Source organism: Streptomyces sp. GL_141 (assembly GCF_057834385.1).
The window spans coordinates 1,380,003-1,401,932 of sequence record NZ_CM174402.1; the positions used below are offsets into that span (position 1 = coordinate 1,380,003).

Sequence of the window (21,930 nt, forward strand, 5' to 3'; positions counted from 1 at the left end):
TGTGCGGGCGTGCGGCTTTACAGGTACTGACAGGTGGAGCGGTGAACGAACGCCCCGTGACCGGCCCGCCCCGTGAACTCGCGGCGGTCGATGACCACCTCGCCGCGCGAGAGGACCGTGTCGACGCGTCCGGTGATCCGCTTGCCCTCGTACGCCGAGTAGTCCACGTTCATGTGGTGCGTCTCGGCGGAGATGACCTGCTCGGCGTGCGGATCGTAGAGGACGATGTCGGCATCGGAACCCGGCGCGATGGTGCCCTTCTGCGGGTAGAGGCCGAACATCCGGGCCGGGCTCGCGCACGCGATCTCGATCCAGCGACGCCGGCTGATGTGCCCGTCCAGGACCGCCTGGTGAAGGAGGTCCATGCGGTTCTCCACCCCCGGCAGCCCGTTCGGGATCTTCGAGAAGTCCCCGCGGCCCAGCTCCTTCTGCCCCCGGAAGCAGAACGGACAGTGGTCCGTGGAGACCACCTGGAGATCGTTCGTCCGCAGGCCCCGCCACAGCGCCGCCTGGTGCTCGCGCGGACGCAGCGGGGTCGAGCAGACGTACTTCGCGCCCTGGAAGTCCGGCTCCTCCAGGTTGTCCGTGGACAGGAACAGGTACTGCGGGCACGTTTCACCGAAGACCGGCAGGCCCTTGTCCCGGGCCAGCGCGAGCTCCGCGACCGCCTCCTCCGCCGAGACGTGGACGACGTACAGCGGGGAGCCCGCCACCCGGGCGAGCTGGATGGCGCGGTGGGTCGCCTCGGCTTCGAGGAGCACCTTGCGGACTTCCCCGTGGTGGCGGGGATCGGTCTCCCCGCGCGCCAGAGCCTGCTCCACGAGCACGTCGATCGCGATGCCGTTCTCGGCGTGCATCATGATCAGCCCGCCGTTGCCCGACGCCCGCTGCATCGCCCGCAGGATCTGCCCGTCATCCGAATAGAACACGCCCGGGTATGCCATAAACAATTTGAACGAACTTACGCCTTCCTCGACGAGTCCGTCCATTTCCTTGAGGGAGTGCTCATTGACGTCGGACACGATCATGTGGAATGCGTAGTCGATCGCGCACTGCCCGTCGGCCTTCGCGTACCAGGTGTCCAAGCCCTCTCGGAGCGAGTGCCCGGGTGTCTGCACCGCGAAGTCGACGATCGTCGTCGTCCCGCCCCAGGCAGCGGCTCGGGTCCCGGTCTCGAACGTGTCCGACGCGAAGGTGCCGCCGAACGGCAGCTCCATATGCGTGTGCGCATCGACCCCGCCCGGGATCACGTACCTCCGCGAGGCGTCGATCACCCTGTCTGCGGTCCACTGCTGGCTGCCCGCTGTCGCCATCGCCACGACACGGCCGTCCTCGATCAGAACATCCGCGTGCAACTCGTCGGAAGCCGTAATGACAAGGCCGCCGGTAATGAGAGTTCTAGTCATGCCCGAGAATTCCCTTCGCCTTGCAATTCCGAACCAAGAGGGGCGCAGAGCGGAACACCGCAAGGAATACGGTGTTCCGGTCGGCGGCACCACCGTAGCGACCCCGGCAGCCGACACCGCTGGGCCTCGCACCGTTCAGCACAAGGCGCCCGCACCCGCTAGGTGGCCGAGCCGCCGTGGAAATTCCTGGTCACGCGAGCCAACGAAACTCTTGAAGGAGGTGACCCCCTCCCCCACCAGGTGGTCCATCTCCTTCAGGGTCCGCTCGTTGACGTCCGAGAGGATCATGTGGAAGGCGTAGTCGACGGCGCACTTGCCGTCGGCCTTGTCGTACCAGGTGTCGAGGCCCTCGCGCAGGGCGTGCCCCGGCGTCTGGACGGCGAAGTCCACGATGGTGGTGGTGCCGCCCCAGGCGGCGGCCCGGGTGCCGGTCTCGAAGGTGTCGGAGGCTGCGGTGCCGCCGAAGGGCAGCTCCATGTGGGTGTGGGCGTCGCCCCCGCCGGGGATGACGTACTTCCCGCTCGCCTCGATCGTCCGGTCGGCCGTCCAGGTTTCGGCGGCCGCCGTGCCGTGTGCCGCGAGGGCGGCGACCCGGCCGTCCTCGATCAGCACGTCGGCGTGCAGTTCGTCGGATGCGGTGATGACGAGTCCGCCGCGGATGAGGATGCGGTTGCTGCTCATGTACGTCTCCCCCGGTGCTAGTTGAGGGTGCGGAGGGCCTCGGCGAGGATTTCGGCGCCCTCTTCCGCCTCGGCGACGGTGAGGGAGAGCGGCGGCGCGATGCGCAGCACGCTCGTGTTGTGGCCGCCGCCCTTGCCGAGCAGCAGGCCGCCGGCCCGGGCGGCCTCCAGTACGGCCGCGGCCGCGTCCGGGTCGGCCTGGTCGGTGCCGGGTTTCGTCAGCTCCAGGCCGGCCATCAGGCCCCGGCCGCGTACCTCCCGTACGGCGGGCACGGTCGCCGCGATGGCCCGCAGCCGTTCCAGGAGCAGGCCGCCGACGCGGCGGGCGTTGCCCTGGAGGTCGTGTTCGAGGAGGTAGGAGAGGTTGGCGACGCCGGCGGCCATGGTGACCGGCGAACCGCCGAAGGTGGAGATGGAGTTGGAGTCGAGGCAGTTCATCACCTCGGCGCGGGCCACGACTCCGCCGATGGACATGCCGTTGCCGATGCCCTTGGCGAAGGTGATGATGTCCGGCGGGCCGTTCTGGGCGTGGGCCTGCCAGCCCCAGAAGTGCTCGCCGGTACGGCCCCAGCCGGTCTGCACCTCGTCGCTGATCCAGAGGATGCCGTGCCGGTCGAGGACCTGGCGGAAGGACCCGTACAGCCCGTCGGGCGGTGAGGTGAACCCGCCCACGCCCTGCACCGGTTCGGCGATGAGCGCGGCGACCCCGCCGCGCGCCTGGCCGAGCACGTCCTCCAGGTCGGCGACGGCCGCGGCGGTGAAGGCGGTGTCGTCGAGGTGGGCGAAGGGGCCGCGGGTGCGGACCGCGCCGTGGACGTAGTACGTCTGGAGCGGCGAGAGGCTGGTCGGGGACCAGCCGCGGTTGCCGGTGATCGAGACGGTGGAGAAGGACCGGCCGTGGTAGCTGTTGCGCATCGCCAGGATCTGGTTGGAGCGGCGGTACGTCGTCGCGAGCAGCAGGGCGGTGTCGTTGGCCTCGGTGCCGGAGGTGGTGAAGAAGACCCGGGCGTCGGGGATGCCGGACAACGCCGAGACGCGCTCGGCCAGTTCGATCATCGGGCGGTTGAGGTACAGGGTGGAGGAGTGGATGATCCGCCCGGCCTGTTCGGCGACGGCCTTGGTGACCTCGGGCAGGGCGTGGGCGGTCATCGTGGTGAGGATGCCGCCGAAGAAGTCGAGGTAGCGGTTGCCGTCCGCGTCCCAGACGTGGCGGCCCTCGCCGTGGGTGAGTTCGATGGGGCGGTCGTAGTAGAGCGCGAGCCAGTCGGGCAGGGCGGAGCGGTGCCGGCTGTGCAGGGGGATCGGGTTGGTCACGGCTGTACGAGTCCTCCGTAGGCGTCGGGGCGGCGGTCGCGGTAGAAGGCCCACTGGTCGCGGACCTCCTTGATGAGGTCGAAGTCGAGGTCGCGGACGAGGAGTTCCTCTTCCTTGTCGCTGGCGACCTCCCCGACGAACTGGCCGCGCGGGTCGACGAAGTAGCTGGTGCCGTAGAAGTCGTTGTCGCCGTACTCCTCCTGGCCGACGCGGTTGATGGCGGCGACGAAGTACTCGTTGGCGACGGCGGAGGCGGGCTGCTCCAGCTGCCACAGGTACCCGGACAGGCCGCGGGAGGTGGCGGACGGGTTGTAGACCAACTGGGCTCCGTTCAGGCCCAGTTCGCGCCATCCCTCCGGGAAGTGCCGGTCGTAGCAGATGTAGACGCCGATCCGGCCCACGGCGGTGTCGAAGACGGGGAAACCGAGGTTGCCCGGGCGGAAGTAGTACTTCTCCCAGAAGCCCCTGACCTGGGGGATGTGGTGCTTGCGGTACTTGCCGAGGTAGCTGCCGTCGGCGTCGATGACCGCGGCGGTGTTGTAGTAGAAGCCCTCGGACTCCAGCTCGAAGACCGGTACGACGATCACCATGCCGGTCTCGCGGGCGAGGGCCTGCATCCGCTGGACGGTGGGGCCGTCGGGGACGGCCTCGGCCCAGCGGTAGTGCTCGGGCTCCTGGACCTGGCAGAAGTAGGGGGCGTTGAAGACTTCCTGGAAGCCGATGATCTGCGCACCCTGGGCGGCGGCCCGGCGGGCGTGCTCCTCGTGTTTGGCGATCATCGACTCGGTGTCTCCGGTCCAGGTGGCCTGGACGAGTGCGGCGCGGACGACTTGGGCCATGAGCTGCTCCTCGCGACGGGTACGCCGGCTTCTACGCACGTAGAGGGTGTACGACGGCTGCGCGTAGGGAGTTGAAGGTAGGCCTCGGCCAGGCCCGGGGCAAGACCGCCTTGCGCGGTTGGAGTAGTCGATCAGCAAACGCAGGAGTTACGCCGGCACGTGGTCGTTTCCGGTCAGGCGACGGGCAGATTCGCGACTCGAAGGGCGTGCAACAGGTCACGGTGATGAGCCCCCGAGAGGGCTTCGGCGGCGCGGAGCAGCCGGGGCGCGAACCACCGGGGATCCCGGCGGGCGAGGCGGGCCGACTCCTCGGCGGTGCGGACCCGGACGAAGGCGGCGAGCAGGGCGTCGGCCTGCGGGGTGTGGCCGGCCTCCCCGAGCACGAGGGCGATCTCGGCGATCTCGGCGGCCGGGCGGGCCGCGCCCTGGCGCAGCAGGGCGCCCTGGTCGGCCGGCCCGAGCGCGGCGGCGGCCGCGGCGAACCGGGCGGGCGGCAGCGAGGCCGCCTCCCAGAGCAGGGTGGCCCAGTCCGCGGCCAGCCCGGCCCGCGCCAGCTCCTCCCCCAGCCGGACCAGCCGCTCGGCGGGCCCGGCGGCCGCCTCGCAGAGCAGCGCGTGCGCCTCCCCGCTGCGCCCCTGCCCCCGCAGGGCCACGAGCCCCTCCACGAACCCTCCGGACCCTCCGGACCCCCCGGCCGCCTGCGCATACGGACCCCCGCCGGAGGCGGAACCGGCCCACTCGGCGGAGTCGGCGTGCGGGCCGCCGGGGCGGGCCTGATCCGGCCAGGGAGTGGGCTCGCCCTGCGGGTGGGGCCGGAAACCCGGGTCGGGGGCGGGGGCGTGTCCCGTGTTCCAGGCCGGGGCGCCGGGCCGGTGGGCACCTTGGCCCGTGGAGCCGGAGTCGGCGCCCGGTCGGCCGGCAGCCGGATTCCAGGCCTCGTGCAGGGCTCCCCGCGCCGGGTCGGGATGTCCGGCCCCGGCTGCCGAAGCGTCCTGTACCGGCGCCGGGTCCGCCGCCGGGGCGGGCTCGGCCGCCGGGCGGGCGGGCCGCCCGAAGCGGGCGCCGCGCAGGGGCGGGTCGGACGACGGCTGCCCCGGGGGCATGGTGACGGCCTGGGCTTCGGGCGCGGCCGCGCCCGCGTACCGGGCCCCGCCGCTGCGCCGCGCACCGCGCAGCCACCGCCCCTCGGCCCGCCCGACCGGCTCCGCCACCGCTTCCGGTGCCGCAGCCGAGGCCGAGGCGGATGCCGATGCCGAGGCCGGGCCCGATGGCGAGGCCGATGCCCTGCCCGGCGCCCAGCCCGATGCCACGTCCGATGTCGCGCCCGACGCCCAATCCGACGCCCAATCCGACGCAGCATCCGGCGCCGCCCCCGACGCCCAGCCCGACGCAGCGTCCGGCGCCGCCCCCGGCGCCCGGTCCGGCGGCGCCTCCGAGGTCACGCCCGGTGCCCGGCCCGACGCAGTGCCCCGGGCGTCCGTCGGCGACCCGGGCCACGCCGCGTCCGGGGACCCGGTCCGCATGTCTTCGCGCGGACCCGGCCACGCCGCGGAAGGCGCCGCGCCCGGTGATGTCGCGGCGCGCTGTGCGGGCACGCCGTTCAGGGGGTCCGGCCGCACGGGCGAGGGGCGTCCGGGGTGGTCGGCCCCCGGGGCCACCGCTTCCAGGCGGGCCGTCAGGTCCTCGTGGCGGGCCGCCGCGCGGGCGGCGTCGTCGCGGGTCCAGGAGAGTTCCCGGGACAGGGCCTCCGCCTCCGCCGGGTCCGCCGATTCCGCGAGCCGCGCCGACAGCACGCGCAGGGCGGCCCGGGCCCTGGCCGTCTGCTCGGCGGCCGATGCGAGCAGCGTGCGCAGCTCCTCCGCCCCGCCCGGCAGCCGGTCCCAGACCCCGACCGCGGCGGCCCGCAGACCGGCCGCGTACCGCGTCTCCCGGGCCAGCGCCTCCGCTCCCGTCGATGCGGCCAAGTCGCCGAGCAGTGACTCCAGTACGTCCCACGGAGGCATCGCGGCCCCGTCCAGACAGGCCCGCATCCCCTCCGGGTCCCGCCGCAGGAACTCCCCGTACCAGCCCGTCCCTGGATCCAGTCGCTGTGTCAATCCCCGCATGTAGCCGGAGAGTTGGCCGATCACCTGCGAAGTCGCGGTCTCCATCCCCGCATTGGATCCCACTGGTGTTACGGGCGGGCTACAGGAGTCTCAAAGCTTGACGGCGGGCGGGGCAAGCTTGACCGCGATCGCGGTGTGCGGCCGCTCGCGCCGGACCACGGCGGCCGGCACGTCGAGCATCCAGAACTGCCAGGTGTACTTGCGCGTCATCAGCTTCCGCACCCGCTTCAGCCCCGCCGCGTCCAGCAGCCGCGCCTCGCCCTCGGCCGAGGCGGCCCCTTCGGCCACCCGCCCGCGCACGTCGCAGGCCACGACCGTGACCCGCCCGTTGTTGCGGATCCGCTTGACCTTCCACGCGTCGTTGCGCGTCCACACGTACAGCTCGTCGCCGTCCGCCACCGCCCACACCGGCGTGGCCACCGCCGTGCCGTCCTTGCGGAAGGTGGTGAGACTGACGTACCTCGCTCTGCCCAGTTCCTCGATCGTCATGCGCCCGACCCTACGCGGCCGGTCAACGGGGGGTGGCGGCCCGCTCCAGCAGGCTCCGCAGCACGCCCTGCTCCTCCGGGTCGAGCCCGGACACCGGCGAATCCACGGAGAGGAGGTCGAGGAGCCGGGCGCGCAGGGCGGTGCCCTCGGGCGTGAGGACGAGCTGCTTGGCACGGCGGTCGGTGGGGTGCGGGTGCCGCTCGATCAGGTGCTGCTTCTCCAGCTTGTCGACGACGAAGGTGGCGTTGGAGGGCTCGCAGCTCATGCGCTCGGCGAGGTCCCGCATGGTCATCGGCCCGCTCATCTCCCGCAGCGCGGTGGCCTGGGACGCGGTGAGGCCGAGGGTGGCGGCGCGCTCCCGCACGTGGTCGGCGATCCGGTGGGCCAGCCCGTCCACCAGCCCGCACAGTTGCCGCTCGGCGATGGCCCGGTGCTCGGGGGGTGTCGTCATGGCGCCAGTTTAACAAGTCCCTCAAGCCAGAATATTTACAACTTGAATGATTCAAGCTTGATGTTTATGGTTGGCCTCGCCACCCCGGCGGACCGGCCGGGAGCGGCCTGACGACCACTCACGGGGGAGCCCTCATGCCCGATTTGACGACGGCGCGCGGAGAACGACTGCGCCGGCCCGCGGGAATCCGCTCGCTGCGGCTCGGCGACACGAAGGTCTCGTACGTGCCCGACGGCGACGTACGGCTCCGGCCGCTGCCGCTGCTCCCGGACACCACCGACGAGGTGTGGACCGCGCACCCGGAGTACCTGGACGCCACGGGCCACCTCGTGGGAAGCGTCGGCGGCCTGCTGGTGGAGCACGGCGGCCGGGCACTGCTGATCGACGCGGGCTTCGGACCGCAGACCCACCGCGCCCCGGACGGTCCCGTCGGCGTGATCCACGGAGGCGCGCTCCCGGACAGCCTGGCCGAACTCGGCCTCGACCCCGGGGACATCGAAGCGGTGGCCTTCACCCACCTCCACTCCGACCACATCGGCTGGGCCGTCCACCCCTCCCCCGACGACGCGGCGCCCCTCTTCCCCCGCGCCGAGTTCCTGATCGCCGCGCCCGAGTGGGACCGGCTCGACCTCCTCGCGGCCGAGGGCACGACCGAGCGGGTCGCTGCCCTCGCGCCGCGCGTGCGCACCCTTGACGACGGGGAGGAGGTCTTCCCCGGGGTGCGCGTGCGGATCACCCCCGGCCACACCGTCGGGCACGCCGAGTACGTCATCACCGGGGGCGGCCGGCGCCTGATCGCCTTCGGCGACGCCGTGCATTCGCCGATCCAGATCGACCACCCGGACTGGTCCTCGGCCTTCGACCACGACCTCGCCCGGACCGCCGTCCACCGCCGCCGCCTCGTGGCCGAGCTGGCGGAGCCCGGAACCATCGGCTTCGGCGTCCACTTCGCCGACGTGGTGTTCGGCCACGTCCGGCAGGCCGACGACGGCGACGGCGACGGCGACGGCCCGGCCTGGCACCCCGTGGACGCCTGAGCCCAGCCGCGCCCGGGGCATCGCCCCGGGCACCGCCTCAGGCAACCGGCGCCGCCGCCTCCCCGTGGGTGAGGGTCTCCCACGCCACGAACAGGTCGTCCGTCCCGGCCGGCCGCGTCTTCTCGACCAGCTCTCGGGTGTAAGGGAGTTTCGCCCCCGTCCGCACCGCGTAGTGCTGGAGCGCGACTTCCAGGTCGGGGCCCATCGTGCGCTCCAGCTTGCCGCCGCACAGCCACTCGGGGGCCTCTTCGCCGAGCTGGTACTTCGCGTGGAACTCCAGTGCCGCCCGGAGCCGCTCGCCCTGCTCGCCGTACAGGTCGACGCCCTGGTGCCAGGCCGTCTCCGCGATGTGCGCGGACGCCGCGAGCGCGTAGCCGACGTGCATGAGGTTGCGGCAGGTCTCCTGGGCGACGCCGTCGACGTACGTCCCCTGGCCGAACCAGTACGCCGCGACCTTGTCCGGCGAGTCCATGCCGGTGCGCGGCGGGGCCAGCGGGTGCGCGCCGTCCCGCTTGAGGTAGAAGTACGCCGGGACCCGCTCCCGGAACCGCTCCAGCGACTCCCGGAAGGCGGCCCGGTCCTCCAGGAAGACGGAGATGCCCAGGGCGGCGTCGGTCATGGCCAGCTCCCAGTTGCCGTTGTACGCCGGCACCTGCGCGCGGACGGCCGGGAGGTAGGCGGTGCGCAGCATCTCCTTGAAGCGGGCGACCCGTTCCTCCCCCCATGCCGGATAGTCGGCGTGGACGATCTCGGCGGCGCGCGCCCAGGTGGAGCCGGACCAGGCGGCCTGGAGGCCGGCGTTGTCCTCGGCGTGGCGTTTCATCACGGCCGACCAGCCGTCCATGATCTGCACGGCCTTGCGGGCGTGGGAGGTCTTGCCGTTCACCGACCACAGCAGGGCGTGGGTGTAGGCGGCGATCGCGTCCTGCCGTTCGTCCAGGCAGGACTGCGGCCCCGAGTTGAAGGGGCAGGGCACCACGTCGGCCGGGTGCGGCTGATAGTCGAGGGAGGCGTAGCGGCTCTTCAGGAGCGCCTGGTACGCCGAGTTCCACGGCTCCTTGCCGGCCGCGACCATCTGCTTCGCGTGCTGGAGCCGGGTGTGGCTGACGACGACGCCCGGGTGGCGGAAGACCACGTCGCCCGGGTCCTTGGCGTGGGCGCGGCCCTCGGGGGCGGCGCACGCCGCGAGCAGCAGGCCGCCCGCGAGGAGGGCGCCCACGAGTCCGAGGCCGAGTCGCTTGGATGTGGATGCGTTCATGTCTGACACGCCTTCACGCTTGCCCCGCGCCCCGGCCCTCCCACCGCCGATTGGGCCGTTCGGCCTGCGGGCCCGCCCTAACGGCACGCCGAAGGGCGGGCCCGGCGGCCGAACGGCCGCGGCCCGCCCGCTCCCCCGGACCTCACACGGGCACGAGGGCGCAGCGCCGCATCACTTCGTCCAGGGAGAGCCCCAGGGCCCCGGCCAGGGCGGCGACGGTGAAGAAGGCCGGGGTCGGGGCCCGGCCGGTCTCGATCTTGCGGAGGGTTTCGGCGGAGAGCCCGGCGCTGGCCGCGACCTCGACCATGCTGCGGCCACCGCGGGCCGTGCGCAACAGGGCGCCGAGCCGCTCGCCGCGCTCGCGCTCTTCGGGGGTGAGGGGGGTACGGACCATGCCCTCATCCTACCCCGGAGCCCAATAAGTATCCCGTTACAGTTATACCGGTATGGTTATTGGCATGGTGGAACTCAAGACAGACCAATCGATCGACCGGATGCGTGCCGCGGGCCGCGTCGTCGCGCACGCCCTCGCCGCCGTCCGGGAACGGGCCGCCGTCGGGGTGTCCCTGCTGGAGCTCGACCTGGCCGCGCGCGAGGTGCTCCGCGAGGCCGGCGCGAGCTCGCCCTTCCTCGGCTACCGGCCGCGGTTCGCCCCGGTCCCCTTCCCCGCCGTCATCTGCGCCTCCGTCAACGACGCGATCGTGCACGGCATCCCCGACGGCTACCGGCTGCGCGACGGCGACCTGGTCAGCATCGACTGCGGCGCGAAACTGGCCGGCTGGGTCGGCGACGCGGCCGTCAGCTTCACCGTGGGCCGGGCCCGCCCCGCCGACCTGCGGCTCATCTCGACCGCCGAGGCCGCCCTCGCGGCGGGCATCGCCGCCGCCCGGCCCGGCAACCGCGTCGGCGACATCGCCCACGCCATCGGCGGCGTCTGCCGCGCCGCCGGGTACGGCATCCCCGACGGCTTCGGCGGCCACGGCGTCGGACGCTCCATGCACGAGGAGCCGGGCGTGCCCAACGAGGGCCCGGCGGGTCAGGGTACGAAGCTGCGCGCCGGCATGGTGATCGCGATCGAGCCGATGCTCATCGCGGGCGGCACGGACGACTACGCCTGCGACGCCGACGGCTGGACCCTGCGGACCGTCGACGGCAGCCGCGCCGCGCACGCCGAGCACACGGTCGCGATCACCTCCGCCGGCCCGAGGATCCTCACCGCCCTGTAGGCCTCACCGGGCTGCAGGCCCCCGGACGGCGAGCCCCACCGGCCCGCGAGCCCCACCCGCCGGATCCGGCCCGGGCCCGCGGCTACCCCCGCGGGTGCACCACCATCGCCGAGCCGCCGCCCCGCCGGGTCGTCTCGGCCGCGGCCAGCCACCGCCCGTCGGGCAGCCGCTGGACCCCGGTGGCCGCGCCGATCTCCGGGTTCTGCCGGAAGCCCTGTCCGAGCGCCTCCAGCTCGGCCCGGACCGGGCTGTTCCACAGGCCCGGCTCCAGCTCGGTGGTGGTCTGGTTGCGCTGGCTGGCCCGCGGCGCGGCGATGGCCTCGACCAGCGGCAACCCGCGGTCCAGGTGCCCGGTCAGGGTCTGGAGCACCGTGGTGATGATCGTCGCCCCGCCCGGGGAGCCCAGCGCCAGCAGCGGGCGTCCGTGCTCCAGCACGATGGTCGGGGACATCGACGAGCGCGGCCGCTTGCCGGGTCCCGGCAGGTTCGGGTCGGGGACGCCGGGCGCCGCCGGGGCGAAGGAGAAGTCGGTCAGCTCGTTGTTCAGCAGGAAGCCGCGCCCCGGGACGGTGATGGCGCTGCCGCCGGTCGACTCGATGGTCAGCGTGTAGGAGACCACGTTGCCCCAGCGGTCGGCGACGGTCAGGTGCGTGGTGTTCTCCCCCTCGTAGGTGGTGGGGGCGGCCTGTCCGGAGCCGCCGCAGGCGACCGGGTTGCGGGGATCCCCCGGAGGCAGCGGGCTGGTCAGCGCCTTGGCCGGGTCGATGAGGCAGCCGCGCGTGTCCGCGTACCGCTGCGAGAGCAGCTCCTTCGTGGGCACGTCCTCGGCGGCCGGGTCGCCGACCCAGCGGCCCCGGTCTGCGAAGGAGATCCGGGAGGACTCGATGAAGCGGTGCAGGTACTGGGCTTCGGAGAGCGCGCCGAGGTCGCTGCGCTCCAGGATGTTCAGCGCCTCGCCGACGGTGGTGCCGCCGGAGGAGGACGGGGCCATGCTGTACACGTCCAGGCCGCGGTAGCCGACCCGGGTCGGGTCCTGCCGCTTGGTCGCGTACGCGCGCAGGTCCCCGGCGGTCAGGTCGCCCGGGCGGACCACGCGGGTGGCGGCCGGGTCCACCGGGGGCGTGCGCACGGCCCGGACGATGTCCTCGGCCAGCGGGCCCCGGTAGAGCGCGCCCGCACCCTTGCGCCGCAGCTCCGCGTACGTGGCCGCCAGGTCGGGGTTCTTGAAGGTGGAGCCGACCACCGGGAGGGCGCCGCCGGGCAGGAAGAGCTTGCTCGTGTCGGGGAAGTCCCGGAAGCGGGCCTGGTTCAGCTCGGTCTGGGCCCGGAAGGTGGCGTCCACGGTGAAGCCCTCGCGGGCCAGCTTCTCGGCGGGCTTGAGGAGTTGGCCCAGCGGACGGGTGCCCCAGGACTCCAGCGCGCTCCGCCAGGTCGCCGGGGTGCCGGGGACCCCGACACCGCGGCCGCTGGTCTGGCCCTCGGCGAAGGGGATGGGCAGGCCGTTCTCCTGGAACAGCCCGGCGGTGGCCGTCGCCGGGGCGGTCTCGCGGCCGTCGATCGTGCTCACCCGGCCGGAGCGGGCGTCGTAGTACACGAAGTAGCCGCCCCCGCCGATGCCCGCGGAGTACGGCTCGGTGACCCCGAGCGCGGCGGCCGTCGCGACGGCGGCGTCCACGGCGTTGCCGCCGGAGCGCAGGACGGCGATGCCGACCGCACTGGCGTCGGCGTCGACGCTGGCGACGGCCCCGCCGTAGCCGGTGGCCACCGGGACCTTGGGCGGGGTGGCGCTCGGCGACGACGGGGCTACGGCCCCGGTCGAGACGAGCGCCCCGGCGAGCGCGACGAGCGCTAACTGACGTGCGGCGGGACCACGCATTCGGTTCCTCCAGTCGACTGCCTGTCAGACCTTGGAGCGGCAGCGTAACTTCCGTGCACCCACCGCGTCATGAAGGCAGTGTGACGGCTACGATCCGCCGCATGAATGACGACGTCCGCAACATCGTGCTCGGGGTGATCGCCACCGCATGCAGCGGCGGGTTCGGCTGGTTCACCCGGACCTACCTGTGGCGCCGTGCCCTGCGCCGCAAGCAGGCCTTCTTCGGCCTGCCGACCGGTTCCGACTCCCTGTTCGTGGTGAACCGGCACATGAGCGGCACCGAGTTCTCGGTGAACCGCAAGGACGCCTTCGCCCTGCTGGAGATAGCCGGCCTGATCAAGGACTGCGGGGCGAACCTGCAGCTCGTCACCCACGACGGGGCCCGCCAAGGCTTCGGCGAGCGTGCCGAGTTCTGTGTCGGCGGGCCCGTCTCCAACGCCCGGACGGCGGCCCACCTGTCCTCCATGCTGCCCGGGGTCCACTTCGACGACAGCCGCGAGCGCTCGCCTGAGCGGGGTGCGATCACCGTCGGCGGAGAGAAGTACCGCTGGCAGGAGGGCCTGGTCGAGCACGTCCTGCTGGCCCGGCTGACGGCCGGGGCTGGGACCCGGCCGGTGTTCCTCATGGCGGGCCAGACCGCCAACAGCAATCATGCCGCGGCCCGTTACCTCGCCAGACACCACAAGGCGCTGGCCCGCACCTACGGACAGGACTCCTTCTGCATCCTGCTGAAGGTGATCAACTCCAATGCCTACGGCCCGGACGTGACCGAACTGGTCGCCGACGTCACCCGCCCGGCCCGGACACCCGCAGCGGCAGCCGTGTGATTCCGTTGATGAAGTTCGACACCAACCGGCGCGGCGGGCCCGCCAGTTCCGGTGCCGGCATGGCTGCGATCCACTCCTCGTAGAGGACGCGGAGCTGGAGCCGGGCGAAATGCGCGCCCAGGCACACGTGTGGGCCGTCGCCGAAGGAGACGTGCGGGTTCGGTGCGCGCCCGAGGTCGAGGCGGCCGGGGTCGGTGAAGACGCGCTCGTCGTGGTTGGCCGAGGCGTGGAAGACCACCACCTTGTCGCCCGCCCGGATCCGCCGGCCGGCGAGCTCGGTGTCGGCGGTGGCGGTGCGCCGGAAGCTCAGCACCGGCGGGTGGACGCGCAGGAGTTCCTCGACGGCCCGGTCCAACGGGGCCCGGCCGTCGGCGAGTCCGGCGTAGGCGTCCGGGTCGCGGGCCAGGGCGAGCAGGCCGCCGGGCGCGGCGCTGCGCACGGTGTCGTTGCCCGCGACGGTGAGCAGGAAGAAGAACATCTCCAGCTCCGCGTCCTCCAGCCCGGCGAGCGCGAGGGTGGTCATCACGTCGTCGCCCGGGTGCGCCCTTTTGTACGCGGCCAGTTCGCGGGCGTAGCCGAACATCTCCCCCAGCAGCGCCGGCGAGCGCGGGTTCAGGGGTGTGCCGTCCGGACCGAGCCGCGGAGCCGGGGCGTCCTCGGGGTCCTGGTATCCGATGATCCGTACGGTCCACTCCAGGAGCAGTCCACGGTCGGCGGCCGGGACGCCCAGCAGGTCGGTCAGGTTCAGCAGTGCGTATTCGTCGGTGACGGTGCGCACCAGATCGGCGGCCCCGTCCTCGGCGCCCTCGCGGGCGGCGCGCAGCAGCGTACGGGCCCGGCCCCGGACCCGGGCGGCGAAGGCGTCGACGCGGGCCGGGGTGAAGGCGCGGGCCACGGTCCGGCGCAGGGTCCCGTGCTCGGGGGGATCCTGGTTGAGCATGGTGCGCCGCAGGAAGGGCAGGTCCGCCGGGTCGGGGTCGCGGATCTGGGTGGCGCCCCGGTGCGAGGAGTACGTGCGGTGGTCGCGCAGGACCCGGACCACGTCGGCGTGCCGGGTGACGGCCCAGAACCCGGGGCCTGCGGGCCAGCCGAGCACCTCCGGCTCGCTCTGCCAGGCCACCGGGTGCCGGTCGCGCAGCAGGCGGTAGCGGTCGTACGGGACGCCTTCGCCGTAGAGGCGCGGGTCGAAGACGTCGGGGGCCGGTCCTTGGTCCATGCGCACACGGTGGCGGGGACGGGCCCGGCCCGCAAGGGGCCCCGCGGGAGGGGTGACGGAGGCGGCGGCGGGCCGCGGCCGGGCTCAGTCCTCCGGCCTGACCTCGCAGGTGGCGCCCTGCTCCTTGCCGTCGGAGCCGACCAGGAGGATCTCGGGGGCCGGCCGGATGCTCACCGCCGCGAGGGCCGTGCACGCCAGTTGGCGGCGGGCCGGCCCGGACAGCGGCTCGACCGGGAGGGGCAGGATCACCCGGACGGTATTGCCGGACGCGGCCACCTCGACCGGTCCGCGGGCCAGGCCCTTGACCTTGGCCTCGGGGGTGATGGTGTCCGGAAGCGGGATCGCGGTGGTCAGACCGGCCGCCCGCGCGGCCTCGTTCGGCCCCTCCAGCAGCATCCCGATCGTGAAGCCGACGTCCGGCCGCTGCACCCGGTCGGTGACCGGGAGCGGGACGAGCGCACCGTCGGGCGCGATGAAGTACAGCAGGCCCGGGTCCGGCGCGGTGGCCAGTTTCACGGTCCCGGCGCGGCCGCTCTCGACGACCCCGGTGGTGGCGATGCCGCAGCCGGTGGCGAGCAGCAGCGGGACGGTCAGCGCGGCCGCGACCGCGGCCCTGCGCACCCGGGTCATACGCGGGCCTCCAGCGGCATGTCGAGGGTGAAGAGCGCACCGCCGCCGGGGCTGTTGGCCGCGTGCAGGGTGCCGCCGTGCAGGCGGACGTTCTCCAGCGTGATGGCCAGGCCCAGACCGCTGCCCGTGGAGCGGGTGCGGGCGGCGTCGGCCTTGAAGAAGCGGTCGAAGATGTGCGGCAGCACCTCGGGAGCGATGCCGGGCCCGCTGTCGGCGACCTCGACGAGGAGCCGCTCGCCCTCGGGCCGGGTCTCGGTGCGGACGCCGACGCGGACCGGGGTCCCGCCGTGTTTGAGGGCGTTGCCCACGAGGTTGGCGAGGACCACGTCGAAGCGGCGCGGGTCGAGCCGGGCGCGGACGCCGGGGGGCAGGTCGGTGCTGACCCGCCCGTCGGTCCAGTGGCGGCGTTCCAGGGTCTTGGTGACGGTCTCGGCGACGTCGACCTCGTCGAGGTTGAGCTCGGCGGCGCGGGCGTCGAAGCGGGAGATCTCCATGAGGTCCTCCACGAGCACGGCGAGCTTCTCGGTCTCGGCGCTGATCAGGCGCAGCGCCTTGGCGGTGTCGGCGTCGAGGTCCTCGGCGCCCTCGTCCAGGACCTCGGTGACGGCGAGCATCCCGGCGAGCGGGGTGCGCAGTTCGTGGGAGACGTCGGCGGCGAAGCGGCGGGCACGGGCTTCGGCCTCCCGGAGTTCACTGACCGACTGTTCGAGTGCGCGGGCCGTCTCGTTGAAGGTGCGGGCGAGTCCGGCGAGTTCGTCGGAGCCGCGCACCTCGATCCGGGTGTCGAGCCGGCCGCGTCCCAGCCGCTGGGCGGCCTTGCGCATGTCCCGTACGGGCCTCAGGACGCTGCGCGCCGCGAGCAGGGCCGGGATCAGGGCGATCGCGAGGCCCGGTACGGCGCCCGTTCTGGCGGCGGTGACCAGGGCCTCCACGGTGGTCTGCTCGGTGTCCAGGGGCACGACCGCGTAGAAGACCGCACCGGTGGTCTCGTAGCCCTCGTCGTACTTGAAGACGGCGGGCATGCCCACGACGAGGGAGAGGTTGCCGGCCCGGTCCTGCGTGCGCTGGAAGGCTCCGTGCGGATGGGCGGTCACCTGCCTGCGGAGCTGTTCGCTGACGGAGGGCGAGGAGGTCGCGCCGCCCTGGTTCGAGCTGGCGCGGAGCTTTCCGTACTCCCCGTAGACGATCCAGGGGTGCGGCTGGCCGCGCTTGCCCAGTTCCCCGACGAGCCGCTGGAGTTCCGGCTGCCCCATGGGCAGTTGGGTGTACTGGGAGTCGACCAGGTCGCGCAGGGTGCTGACGGCGGTGTCCTGGCTCTGCTTGAGGATCGCGTTGCGGGCCTGCTGGTAGGTGAGCGCGGCCGTGCTCACCGCGCAGATGGCGGCGACCAGCAGGAAGGCGGCGATCAGCCGGGTGCGCAGGCCCAGCGGTGCGAAACGTCTCATGCGGGCCGCTTACAGGGGGCCGAAGCGGTAGCCGAAGCCGCGCACGGTCTGTATGTAGCGGGGGGCGCCCTCGGGGTCCTCGATCTTGTGGCGCAGGCGGCGTACGCAGGCGTCCACCAGCCGGGCGTCGGCGTGGTAGCTGTGCTCCCACACGTATTCGAGGAGCTGCTGGCGGGAGAAGACCTGCTCGGGCGAGGCCGACAGGTGCAGCAGGAGCTTGATCTCGCTGGGGGCCAGGGGCACGCGCTCGCCGTTCTTGGCGACGGTGAGCCCGGCCCGGTCGACGGCCAGCTCGCCGTGGAACTGCACGTCGGGGCGGCCGCCCGCGGGCTCGCTGAGGCGGCGCAGCACGGCCTTGATGCGGGCTTCGATGACCTCGGTGCGGGCGGGCTTGACGATGTAGTCGTCGGCGCCGGCTTCGAGGCCGACGACTATGTCGAAGTCGTCGCCGCGTGCGGTGAGCATGATGATCGGGACCTGGCTGGTCTCGCGGATCCGGCGGCACACCTGGACGCCGTTGATGCCGGGCAGCATGAGGTCGAGGAGGACGAGCTCGGGGTGGAAGCTCGCCATGAGGCCGAGTCCGGCCTCGCCGGTCTCGGCGGCGCTCACGTCGTGGCCCCGGCGGCGCAGGCCGAGACCCACGCCCTCCCTGATGGAAGGGTCGTCCTCGATCAGCAGTACGCGTGGCATCGGGTCAGTATTCCAGGCTCGTCGATCGGTCCCCTCCCGCTTTCGGCCGATATGTGCGGCCGGAAGCGGGGGACCGCCCGGACCGGCGGGTCCTAGCGGCCGAGCTTGCGTCGTACGGAGTCCAGTAGGTCGGTGATCTCCGTCAGCCGCAGGGGGCGGGCGAGGAGTACGACGCACAGGACGATCACCGCGGTTCCCACCGCGACCCCGGCGAAGTTCCCGAGGGGCCCGGCGAGGTGCGCGAACCGGTCGACGCAGCGCGCCGCCGCGTACCCGGCGGCGCCCGCCGGGGCGCAGGCGGCGAGGAGCCGCAGGTGGGTCCGTACGGCGGTGCTCCGGCGTTCCGTACGGGTCCCCGTGCGCGGGCCGAGCCGCCGGGACAGGACGTACGCGGTGACGGCCGCGCCCGCGGTGAAGGCGATCGAGCAGGCCGCGGCCATGCCGGTGACCGCCCAGCGCGGGGGCAGCAGGAGGTACGCGGCGGCCGAGAGCCCGGCGTTGAGGGTGGCGATGGAGAGGTTGAGGAAGAAGGGGGTCCGGGTGTCGGAGAGGGCGTAGAAGCCGCGGGAGAGCACGTACTGCGCGGAGTAGGCGATCAGGCCGGGTGCGAAGGCCGCGAGCATGCCGGCCATGACGGCGACGTCGGCGGGGCCGGTGCGCCCGTACTCGAAGACGCTGCCGGTCACCCAGGGGGCGAGGGCGGCGAAGAGCGCGGCGGCGGGGACGATCAGGGCCGCGCTGGAGCGCAGCGCGTAGGAGACGTCCTTGCGCACGGCCCCGAGGTCGCCGTCGGTGGCCGCGGAGCTCATCCGGGGCATGAGGGCGGTGACGAGGGAGACGGTGATGATGCCCTGCGGGACCATCCACAGCAGGTAGGCGTTGCTGTAGGCGGTGTATCCGGCACCGCCGGCGAGGCCCTCGGCGACGGCGTGCTCGCCGGTGGCGGTGGAGAGCCGGGTCACGACCCAGTACGCGAGCTGGTTGGTCAGGACGAGCAGGACGAGCCAGCCCGCGTTGCGCAGCGGGCGGGCCAGTCCGCTGCCGCGCCAGTCGAAGCGGGGGCGCCAGCGGAAGCGGGCGGCGCGCAGCGAGGGGATCAGACCGAGGGCCTGGACGACGATGCCGGCGGTGGTGCCGATGCCGAGCAGCCGGGTCTCGGAGGCGCTCAGACCGTCCGTCGCGCCGTGGGAGACGTACAGGAAGAGCCCGAAGACGGCGATGACGACGAGGTTGTTGAGGACCGGGGTCCACATCATGGCGCCGAACCGGCCGCGGGCGTTCAGCACCTGTCCGAGCAGTGTGAACAGCCCGTAGAACAGGATCTGCGGGAGGCAGTACCGGGCCAGGGCCACGGTGACGGACTCCTGGCCGCCGCTGTAGGGGGTGTACGCCGAGACGATGAGCGGGGCGGCCAGTACGGCGGCGGCGGTGATGACCAGCAGGGCGGCCGTGCAGACGGTGAGCAGCCGGTCGGTGTAGGCGGCGCCGCCGTCCTCGTGCTCCTTGGCGGCGCGGACCAGCTCGGGCACGAAGACGGCGTTGAGGGCGCCGCCGATGAGCAGGATGTACAGGATGTTCGGGACGGTGTTGGCGACCGCGTAGCCGTCGCCGAGCAGGGTGGTGCCGAGGGCGGCGACGATCACGGCGGAGCGGACGAAGCCGGTGGCGCGGGAGACGATCGAGCCGGCGGCCATGAGCGCGCCGCTGCGCAGCACCGAGGTCTTCTTCGGTGCTGCGCGGTCGGTGCGGGCCGCGGTCGCGGCTTCGGTCGCTCTGGGGTCTGCGAGGGTCACCGGCGGGCCATGTACGCCTGGAACGCCTTGTAGAGGGCCGTGTTGGCGCATCCGTCCATGGAGGTCTCCCACTCGCCGAGGGTTTCGACGACCTGTCCGCCGGTGCCGAGCTTCCAGCGCAGCAGCCCGAAGGAACGTTCGTCGGGGTCGAGGGTGGAGGGTACCCCGCGCATGTCGTATTCGTCCGCTCCGAGTGCATGTGCGTCACACATCATGCGCCACTGCAGGGCGTTGCTGGGGCGGACCTCGCGGCGGTGGTCGGCGGAGGCGCCGGTCTGGTACCAGACCCGGCTGCCGGCCACGATCATGGTGTGCGCGGCGAGGATCTCGCCCTGGTGAACGCCCAGGTAGAGGCGCATGCGGCCGGGTTCCTCGGCGTTCAGGACCTCGTACTGCTGCTGGTAGTAAGCGAGCGAGCGGCCGAGCCTGAAGCCGTCGCGCTCCTCGGTGATGCGCAACAGCCGGTAGAACTCGGGCAGCTCGGCGGCCGTGCCGAGGACCGTCTCGACCCCCGCCTTCGTGGCCTTGCGCACATTGCGCCGCCACTCCTGGTTCAGGCCCGACCACAGTTCGTCGAGGGTGCGTCCGGCGAGCGGGACGCGGAAGACGTGGCGGGGCTGGGCGTCGCCGTCGTCCTCGCCTCCGCAGCGCTTCCAGCCGCGGGTGCGCAGCCGGTCGGCGAGCGCGGCGCCGACCGGGTCCACTTCGGTGGCGAGCACGTCGGAGATCTGCCGGCCCGGGCCGGTGCCCGCCTTGGCGGTGGCCGCGTCCCAGCGGCGGTAGGCGGGGGTGGGGCCGATGCGGACGGCGAAGGCGCCGGAGGCCTTGAGGTGGTTCTTGAGGGGGGTCAGCCAGCGGTCGATGTCGGGGTCGGCCCAGTCGGCGACGGGCCCCTCGGGGAGGTAGGCGAAGTATTTCCGGGTGCCGGGGAATTGGCGGTAGAGCACGAGCCCGGCGCCTTCTATTTCACCGCCGGGGTAGTGCCATCCGACCCTTTCCGATCGCCAAAGGTCCTTTACGCCGCCCCAGGACGGGTACTGGAGAAAGCTGGCGCGTCCGTGCCGCGAAAGGAATCCCTGATATTCCGCTTCGGACAGCGGGCGCACGGTGAGCTCCCTGTCCCGGCTTCGGGTCTGGTCCTGCTGGGTGGGGGTCACGAGCAGTGCACACACGGCTGACCGGCCTTCCTTTACGCCCCGTACATCGCGTAAGTCCTATATGTCCGAACGAATCGGTGGATACACAGGACTCTCACAGCCGTCCATGACGGAAGTGCGCGGCGATTGTGACCGGACGATGACCGTATTGCTGCGGTCCATGTCACACAGGAATTCCTGAACTTTTCCCGATCTCCTGCAACCTAGAGTCGTTCCGTACGCATCTTCTATTGCGGACGATCATTACTTCGGAGGGGTTTTCGTTGAGCCGCACACGCCGGGTCTTCTCTGTACGCAGCCGTACCGCCGTGGCGGCCGGCACCGCATTGCTGGCCGCCTCGCTGGCCGCCTGCGGGGGCGGCGCCGCTTCGGGAGGCGCGGGCAAGGCTGAGATGAAGCCGAAGCCGGACATGGCGGTCTCGGTGAACCTCGCCGGCGACCAGGTCAAGGCGGGCCAGCCGGTGACCGTGACGATCGCCGAGGGCAAGCTCGCGGCGGTGAAGGTCACGGACGCCAAGGGCGGCGAACTGGCCGGGCAGATATCCGCCGACGGGAAGACCTGGACCTCGCAGGGCAATGCCCTGCCCTCGGCCGATTACAAGGTCGAGGCCCAGAACACGGACAGCCAGAGCGCCACGACGACGTTCAAGACCTCGGCCCCCGACAAGGTGAACAAGGTCTCGATCAACATCCCCAAGGGCAGCACCGTGGGCGTGGCCATGCCGGTCTCGATCGTCTTCGACAACCCGGTGAAGGACAAGGCCGCGGTCGAGAAGCAGCTGAAGGTCACCACCTCGAACAACACCGAGGGTTCCTGGGGCTGGATCACCGACTACTCGGGCAAGGACCGGGTGGACTGGCGGCCCAAGGAGTACTGGAAGTCCGGCACCGACGTGAAGGTCCAGATGAACCTGAACGGCGTCGACTCCGGCCCCGGCGGCGGGATGTTCGTCAAGGACTACGCCACCGAGTTCAAGATCGGCAAGGACCGCGAGGTGAAGGTGGACCTCGACACGAAGAAGGCGACGGTCACCGAGGGCGGCCAGGTCGTCAGCACCATCCCGGTCTCGGCGGGCACTCCCGGCGGCAAGAAGGCCTCGTGGGACGGGAAGATGGTGCTGATGGCGAAGGAGGGCACCATCCGGATGGACTCCCAGACGGTGGGCCTGGGCGACTCCTACGACAAGATGGTCGACTACTCGATCCGGCTGACCTGGTCGGGCATGTACGTGCACGCCGCCCCGTGGAACACCGCCAACTTCGGCCGCGCCAACACCAGTTCCGGCTGCGTGGGCATGAGCGACGAGAACGCGAAGGCGTTCTTCGCAGCGGCCCAGGCCGGCGACCCGTTCGAGGTCGTGGGGCAGGGCTCCAAGGGCAATCCGGACCTCGGCAACGGCTACGGCGAGTGGAACCTCACCTGGGAGCAGTGGCAGGCCAAGAGCGCCGCGGCCGGAACCCCGCAGGTCGGCTGAGCGCGACCGGGCG

General features: G+C 72.5%; 19 protein-coding genes and 1 pseudogene. 4 read left to right on the top strand and 16 right to left on the bottom strand.

Features of this window, described 5'->3' with window-relative positions:
* Positions 1-17 precede the first annotated feature (17 nt).
* The 7 genes and pseudogenes from hydA to AC3IX6_RS06040 form a co-directional block, all read right to left on the bottom strand.
* The gene (gene hydA / locus AC3IX6_RS06010) at positions 18-1,406 is read right to left on the bottom strand and encodes a dihydropyrimidinase (protein ID WP_489369201.1); all 1,389 of its coding nucleotides are present in this window, start codon (positions 1,404-1,406) and stop codon (positions 18-20) included.
* A 141-nt stretch (positions 1,407-1,547) separates the two neighbouring features.
* Positions 1,548-2,087 (bottom strand): annotated as a pseudogene (locus tag AC3IX6_RS06015) (dihydropyrimidinase); the annotation flags it as partial.
* 17 nt (positions 2,088-2,104) lie between these two features.
* Entirely contained in the window at positions 2,105-3,400 is a 1,296-nt protein-coding gene (locus AC3IX6_RS06020; protein ID WP_489369202.1) for an aspartate aminotransferase family protein, read from the bottom strand.
* The gene (locus tag AC3IX6_RS06025) at positions 3,397-4,239 is read right to left on the bottom strand and encodes a nitrilase-related carbon-nitrogen hydrolase (protein ID WP_389687673.1); all 843 of its coding nucleotides are present in this window, start codon (positions 4,237-4,239) and stop codon (positions 3,397-3,399) included. Before AC3IX6_RS06025 ends, AC3IX6_RS06020 begins: the two co-directional genes overlap by 4 nt.
* A 173-nt stretch (positions 4,240-4,412) precedes the next feature.
* A complete protein-coding gene (locus AC3IX6_RS06030; RefSeq protein WP_489369203.1) occupies positions 4,413-6,389 on the bottom strand; it encodes a hypothetical protein in 1,977 nt (658 codons plus the stop codon).
* A 45-nt stretch (positions 6,390-6,434) separates the two neighbouring features.
* Entirely contained in the window at positions 6,435-6,833 is a 399-nt protein-coding gene (locus AC3IX6_RS06035) for a PPOX class F420-dependent oxidoreductase (RefSeq protein ID WP_489369204.1), read from the bottom strand.
* 22 nt (positions 6,834-6,855) lie between these two features.
* On the bottom strand, positions 6,856-7,284 hold the full coding sequence (locus tag AC3IX6_RS06040; RefSeq protein ID WP_489369205.1) for a MarR family winged helix-turn-helix transcriptional regulator: 429 nt from the start codon (positions 7,282-7,284) through the stop codon (positions 6,856-6,858).
* Between the two features lie 134 nt (positions 7,285-7,418).
* Between AC3IX6_RS06040 and AC3IX6_RS06045 the strand changes: the two genes are divergently transcribed.
* Positions 7,419-8,321: an MBL fold metallo-hydrolase gene (locus AC3IX6_RS06045; protein ID WP_489369206.1), complete on the top strand. Its 903-nt coding sequence runs from the start codon at positions 7,419-7,421 to the stop codon at positions 8,319-8,321.
* Positions 8,322-8,358: 37 nt separating this feature from the next.
* Here AC3IX6_RS06045 and AC3IX6_RS06050 read toward each other — a convergent pair whose 3' ends face one another.
* Positions 8,359-9,579, bottom strand: a complete 1,221-nt coding sequence (locus tag AC3IX6_RS06050) for an alginate lyase family protein (RefSeq protein ID WP_489369207.1) — start codon at positions 9,577-9,579, stop codon at positions 8,359-8,361.
* A gap of 142 nt (positions 9,580-9,721) precedes the next feature.
* Positions 9,722-9,973 (bottom strand): helix-turn-helix domain-containing protein, encoded by a 252-nt coding sequence (locus AC3IX6_RS06055; RefSeq protein ID WP_243339177.1) that lies wholly within the window; start codon positions 9,971-9,973, stop codon positions 9,722-9,724.
* Between the two features lie 64 nt (positions 9,974-10,037).
* On the opposite strand from AC3IX6_RS06055, the gene map reads away from it, so the two are divergent.
* Positions 10,038-10,805, top strand: coding sequence for a type I methionyl aminopeptidase (map, locus tag AC3IX6_RS06060; protein ID WP_489369208.1), 768 nt, complete (start codon positions 10,038-10,040; stop codon positions 10,803-10,805).
* Positions 10,806-10,887: 82 nt separating this feature from the next.
* On the opposite strand, the gene ggt is transcribed toward map, so the two are convergent.
* Positions 10,888-12,681: a gamma-glutamyltransferase gene (gene ggt / locus AC3IX6_RS06065; protein ID WP_489369209.1), complete on the bottom strand. Its 1,794-nt coding sequence runs from the start codon at positions 12,679-12,681 to the stop codon at positions 10,888-10,890.
* A 101-nt stretch (positions 12,682-12,782) separates the two neighbouring features.
* Between ggt and AC3IX6_RS06070 the strand changes: the two genes are divergently transcribed.
* On the top strand, positions 12,783-13,508 hold the full coding sequence (locus AC3IX6_RS06070) for a hypothetical protein (RefSeq protein ID WP_489369210.1): 726 nt from the start codon (positions 12,783-12,785) through the stop codon (positions 13,506-13,508).
* On the opposite strand, the gene AC3IX6_RS06075 is transcribed toward AC3IX6_RS06070, so the two are convergent.
* The 6 genes from AC3IX6_RS06075 to AC3IX6_RS06100 all read right to left on the bottom strand — a co-directional run bounded on the left by AC3IX6_RS06075 (position 13,468) and on the right by AC3IX6_RS06100 (position 20,457).
* Positions 13,468-14,724 (bottom strand): cytochrome P450, encoded by a 1,257-nt coding sequence (locus AC3IX6_RS06075; RefSeq protein WP_489369211.1) that lies wholly within the window; start codon positions 14,722-14,724, stop codon positions 13,468-13,470. The two genes, AC3IX6_RS06070 and AC3IX6_RS06075, sit on opposite strands and share 41 nt — an antisense overlap.
* A gap of 84 nt (positions 14,725-14,808) precedes the next feature.
* Positions 14,809-15,354: a hypothetical protein gene (locus AC3IX6_RS06080; RefSeq protein WP_489369212.1), complete on the bottom strand. Its 546-nt coding sequence runs from the start codon at positions 15,352-15,354 to the stop codon at positions 14,809-14,811.
* Positions 15,351-16,799 carry an ATP-binding protein gene (locus tag AC3IX6_RS06085; protein WP_489369213.1) on the bottom strand — a complete coding sequence of 483 codons (1,449 nt, stop codon included), beginning with the start codon at positions 16,797-16,799 and terminating at the stop codon, positions 15,351-15,353. The genes AC3IX6_RS06080 and AC3IX6_RS06085 overlap by 4 nt, the downstream gene beginning before the upstream one ends.
* Positions 16,800-16,808: 9 nt before the next feature.
* Complete coding sequence (locus AC3IX6_RS06090; RefSeq protein ID WP_489369214.1) at positions 16,809-17,492, bottom strand: response regulator; 684 nt, start codon at positions 17,490-17,492, stop codon at positions 16,809-16,811.
* Between the two features lie 92 nt (positions 17,493-17,584).
* Positions 17,585-19,336: a murein biosynthesis integral membrane protein MurJ gene (gene murJ / locus AC3IX6_RS06095; protein ID WP_489369215.1), complete on the bottom strand. Its 1,752-nt coding sequence runs from the start codon at positions 19,334-19,336 to the stop codon at positions 17,585-17,587.
* Entirely contained in the window at positions 19,282-20,457 is a 1,176-nt protein-coding gene (locus AC3IX6_RS06100; protein WP_489369216.1) for a lipid II:glycine glycyltransferase FemX, read from the bottom strand. Before AC3IX6_RS06100 ends, murJ begins: the two co-directional genes overlap by 55 nt.
* Positions 20,458-20,705: 248 nt before the next feature.
* Here AC3IX6_RS06100 and AC3IX6_RS06105 point away from each other — a divergent pair, with 248 nt between their 5' ends.
* Complete coding sequence (locus AC3IX6_RS06105; protein ID WP_489369217.1) at positions 20,706-21,917, top strand: L,D-transpeptidase; 1,212 nt, start codon at positions 20,706-20,708, stop codon at positions 21,915-21,917.
* Positions 21,918-21,930: the final 13 nt, after the last annotated feature.

Excerpts from the sequence above, each read along its gene's own strand:
- AC3IX6_RS06040 (WP_489369205.1), bottom strand. The coding sequence starts at position 7,284 with ATGACGACACCCCCCGAGCACCGGGCCATCGCCGAGCGGCAACTGTGC.
- murJ (WP_489369215.1), bottom strand. The coding sequence starts at position 19,336 with ATGCGCCAACACGGCCCTCTACAAGGCGTTCCAGGCGTACATGGCCCG.
- AC3IX6_RS06025 (WP_389687673.1), bottom strand. The coding sequence starts at position 4,239 with ATGGCCCAAGTCGTCCGCGCCGCACTCGTCCAGGCCACCTGGACCGGA.
- AC3IX6_RS06085 (WP_489369213.1), bottom strand. The coding sequence starts at position 16,799 with ATGAGACGTTTCGCACCGCTGGGCCTGCGCACCCGGCTGATCGCCGCC.
- hydA (WP_489369201.1), bottom strand. The coding sequence starts at position 1,406 with ATGACTAGAACTCTCATTACCGGCGGCCTTGTCATTACGGCTTCCGAC.
- AC3IX6_RS06055 (WP_243339177.1), bottom strand. The coding sequence starts at position 9,973 with ATGGTCCGTACCCCCCTCACCCCCGAAGAGCGCGAGCGCGGCGAGCGG.
- AC3IX6_RS06050 (WP_489369207.1), bottom strand. The coding sequence starts at position 9,579 with ATGAACGCATCCACATCCAAGCGACTCGGCCTCGGACTCGTGGGCGCC.
- map (WP_489369208.1), top strand. The coding sequence starts at position 10,038 with ATGGTGGAACTCAAGACAGACCAATCGATCGACCGGATGCGTGCCGCG.
- AC3IX6_RS06080 (WP_489369212.1), bottom strand. The coding sequence starts at position 15,354 with ATGACCCGGGTGCGCAGGGCCGCGGTCGCGGCCGCGCTGACCGTCCCG.
- AC3IX6_RS06075 (WP_489369211.1), bottom strand. The coding sequence starts at position 14,724 with ATGGACCAAGGACCGGCCCCCGACGTCTTCGACCCGCGCCTCTACGGC.
- AC3IX6_RS06035 (WP_489369204.1), bottom strand. The coding sequence starts at position 6,833 with ATGACGATCGAGGAACTGGGCAGAGCGAGGTACGTCAGTCTCACCACC.
- AC3IX6_RS06070 (WP_489369210.1), top strand. The coding sequence starts at position 12,783 with ATGAATGACGACGTCCGCAACATCGTGCTCGGGGTGATCGCCACCGCA.
- AC3IX6_RS06090 (WP_489369214.1), bottom strand. The coding sequence starts at position 17,492 with ATGCCACGCGTACTGCTGATCGAGGACGACCCTTCCATCAGGGAGGGC.
- ggt (WP_489369209.1), bottom strand. The coding sequence starts at position 12,681 with ATGCGTGGTCCCGCCGCACGTCAGTTAGCGCTCGTCGCGCTCGCCGGG.
- AC3IX6_RS06030 (WP_489369203.1), bottom strand. The coding sequence starts at position 6,389 with ATGGAGACCGCGACTTCGCAGGTGATCGGCCAACTCTCCGGCTACATG.
- AC3IX6_RS06045 (WP_489369206.1), top strand. The coding sequence starts at position 7,419 with ATGCCCGATTTGACGACGGCGCGCGGAGAACGACTGCGCCGGCCCGCG.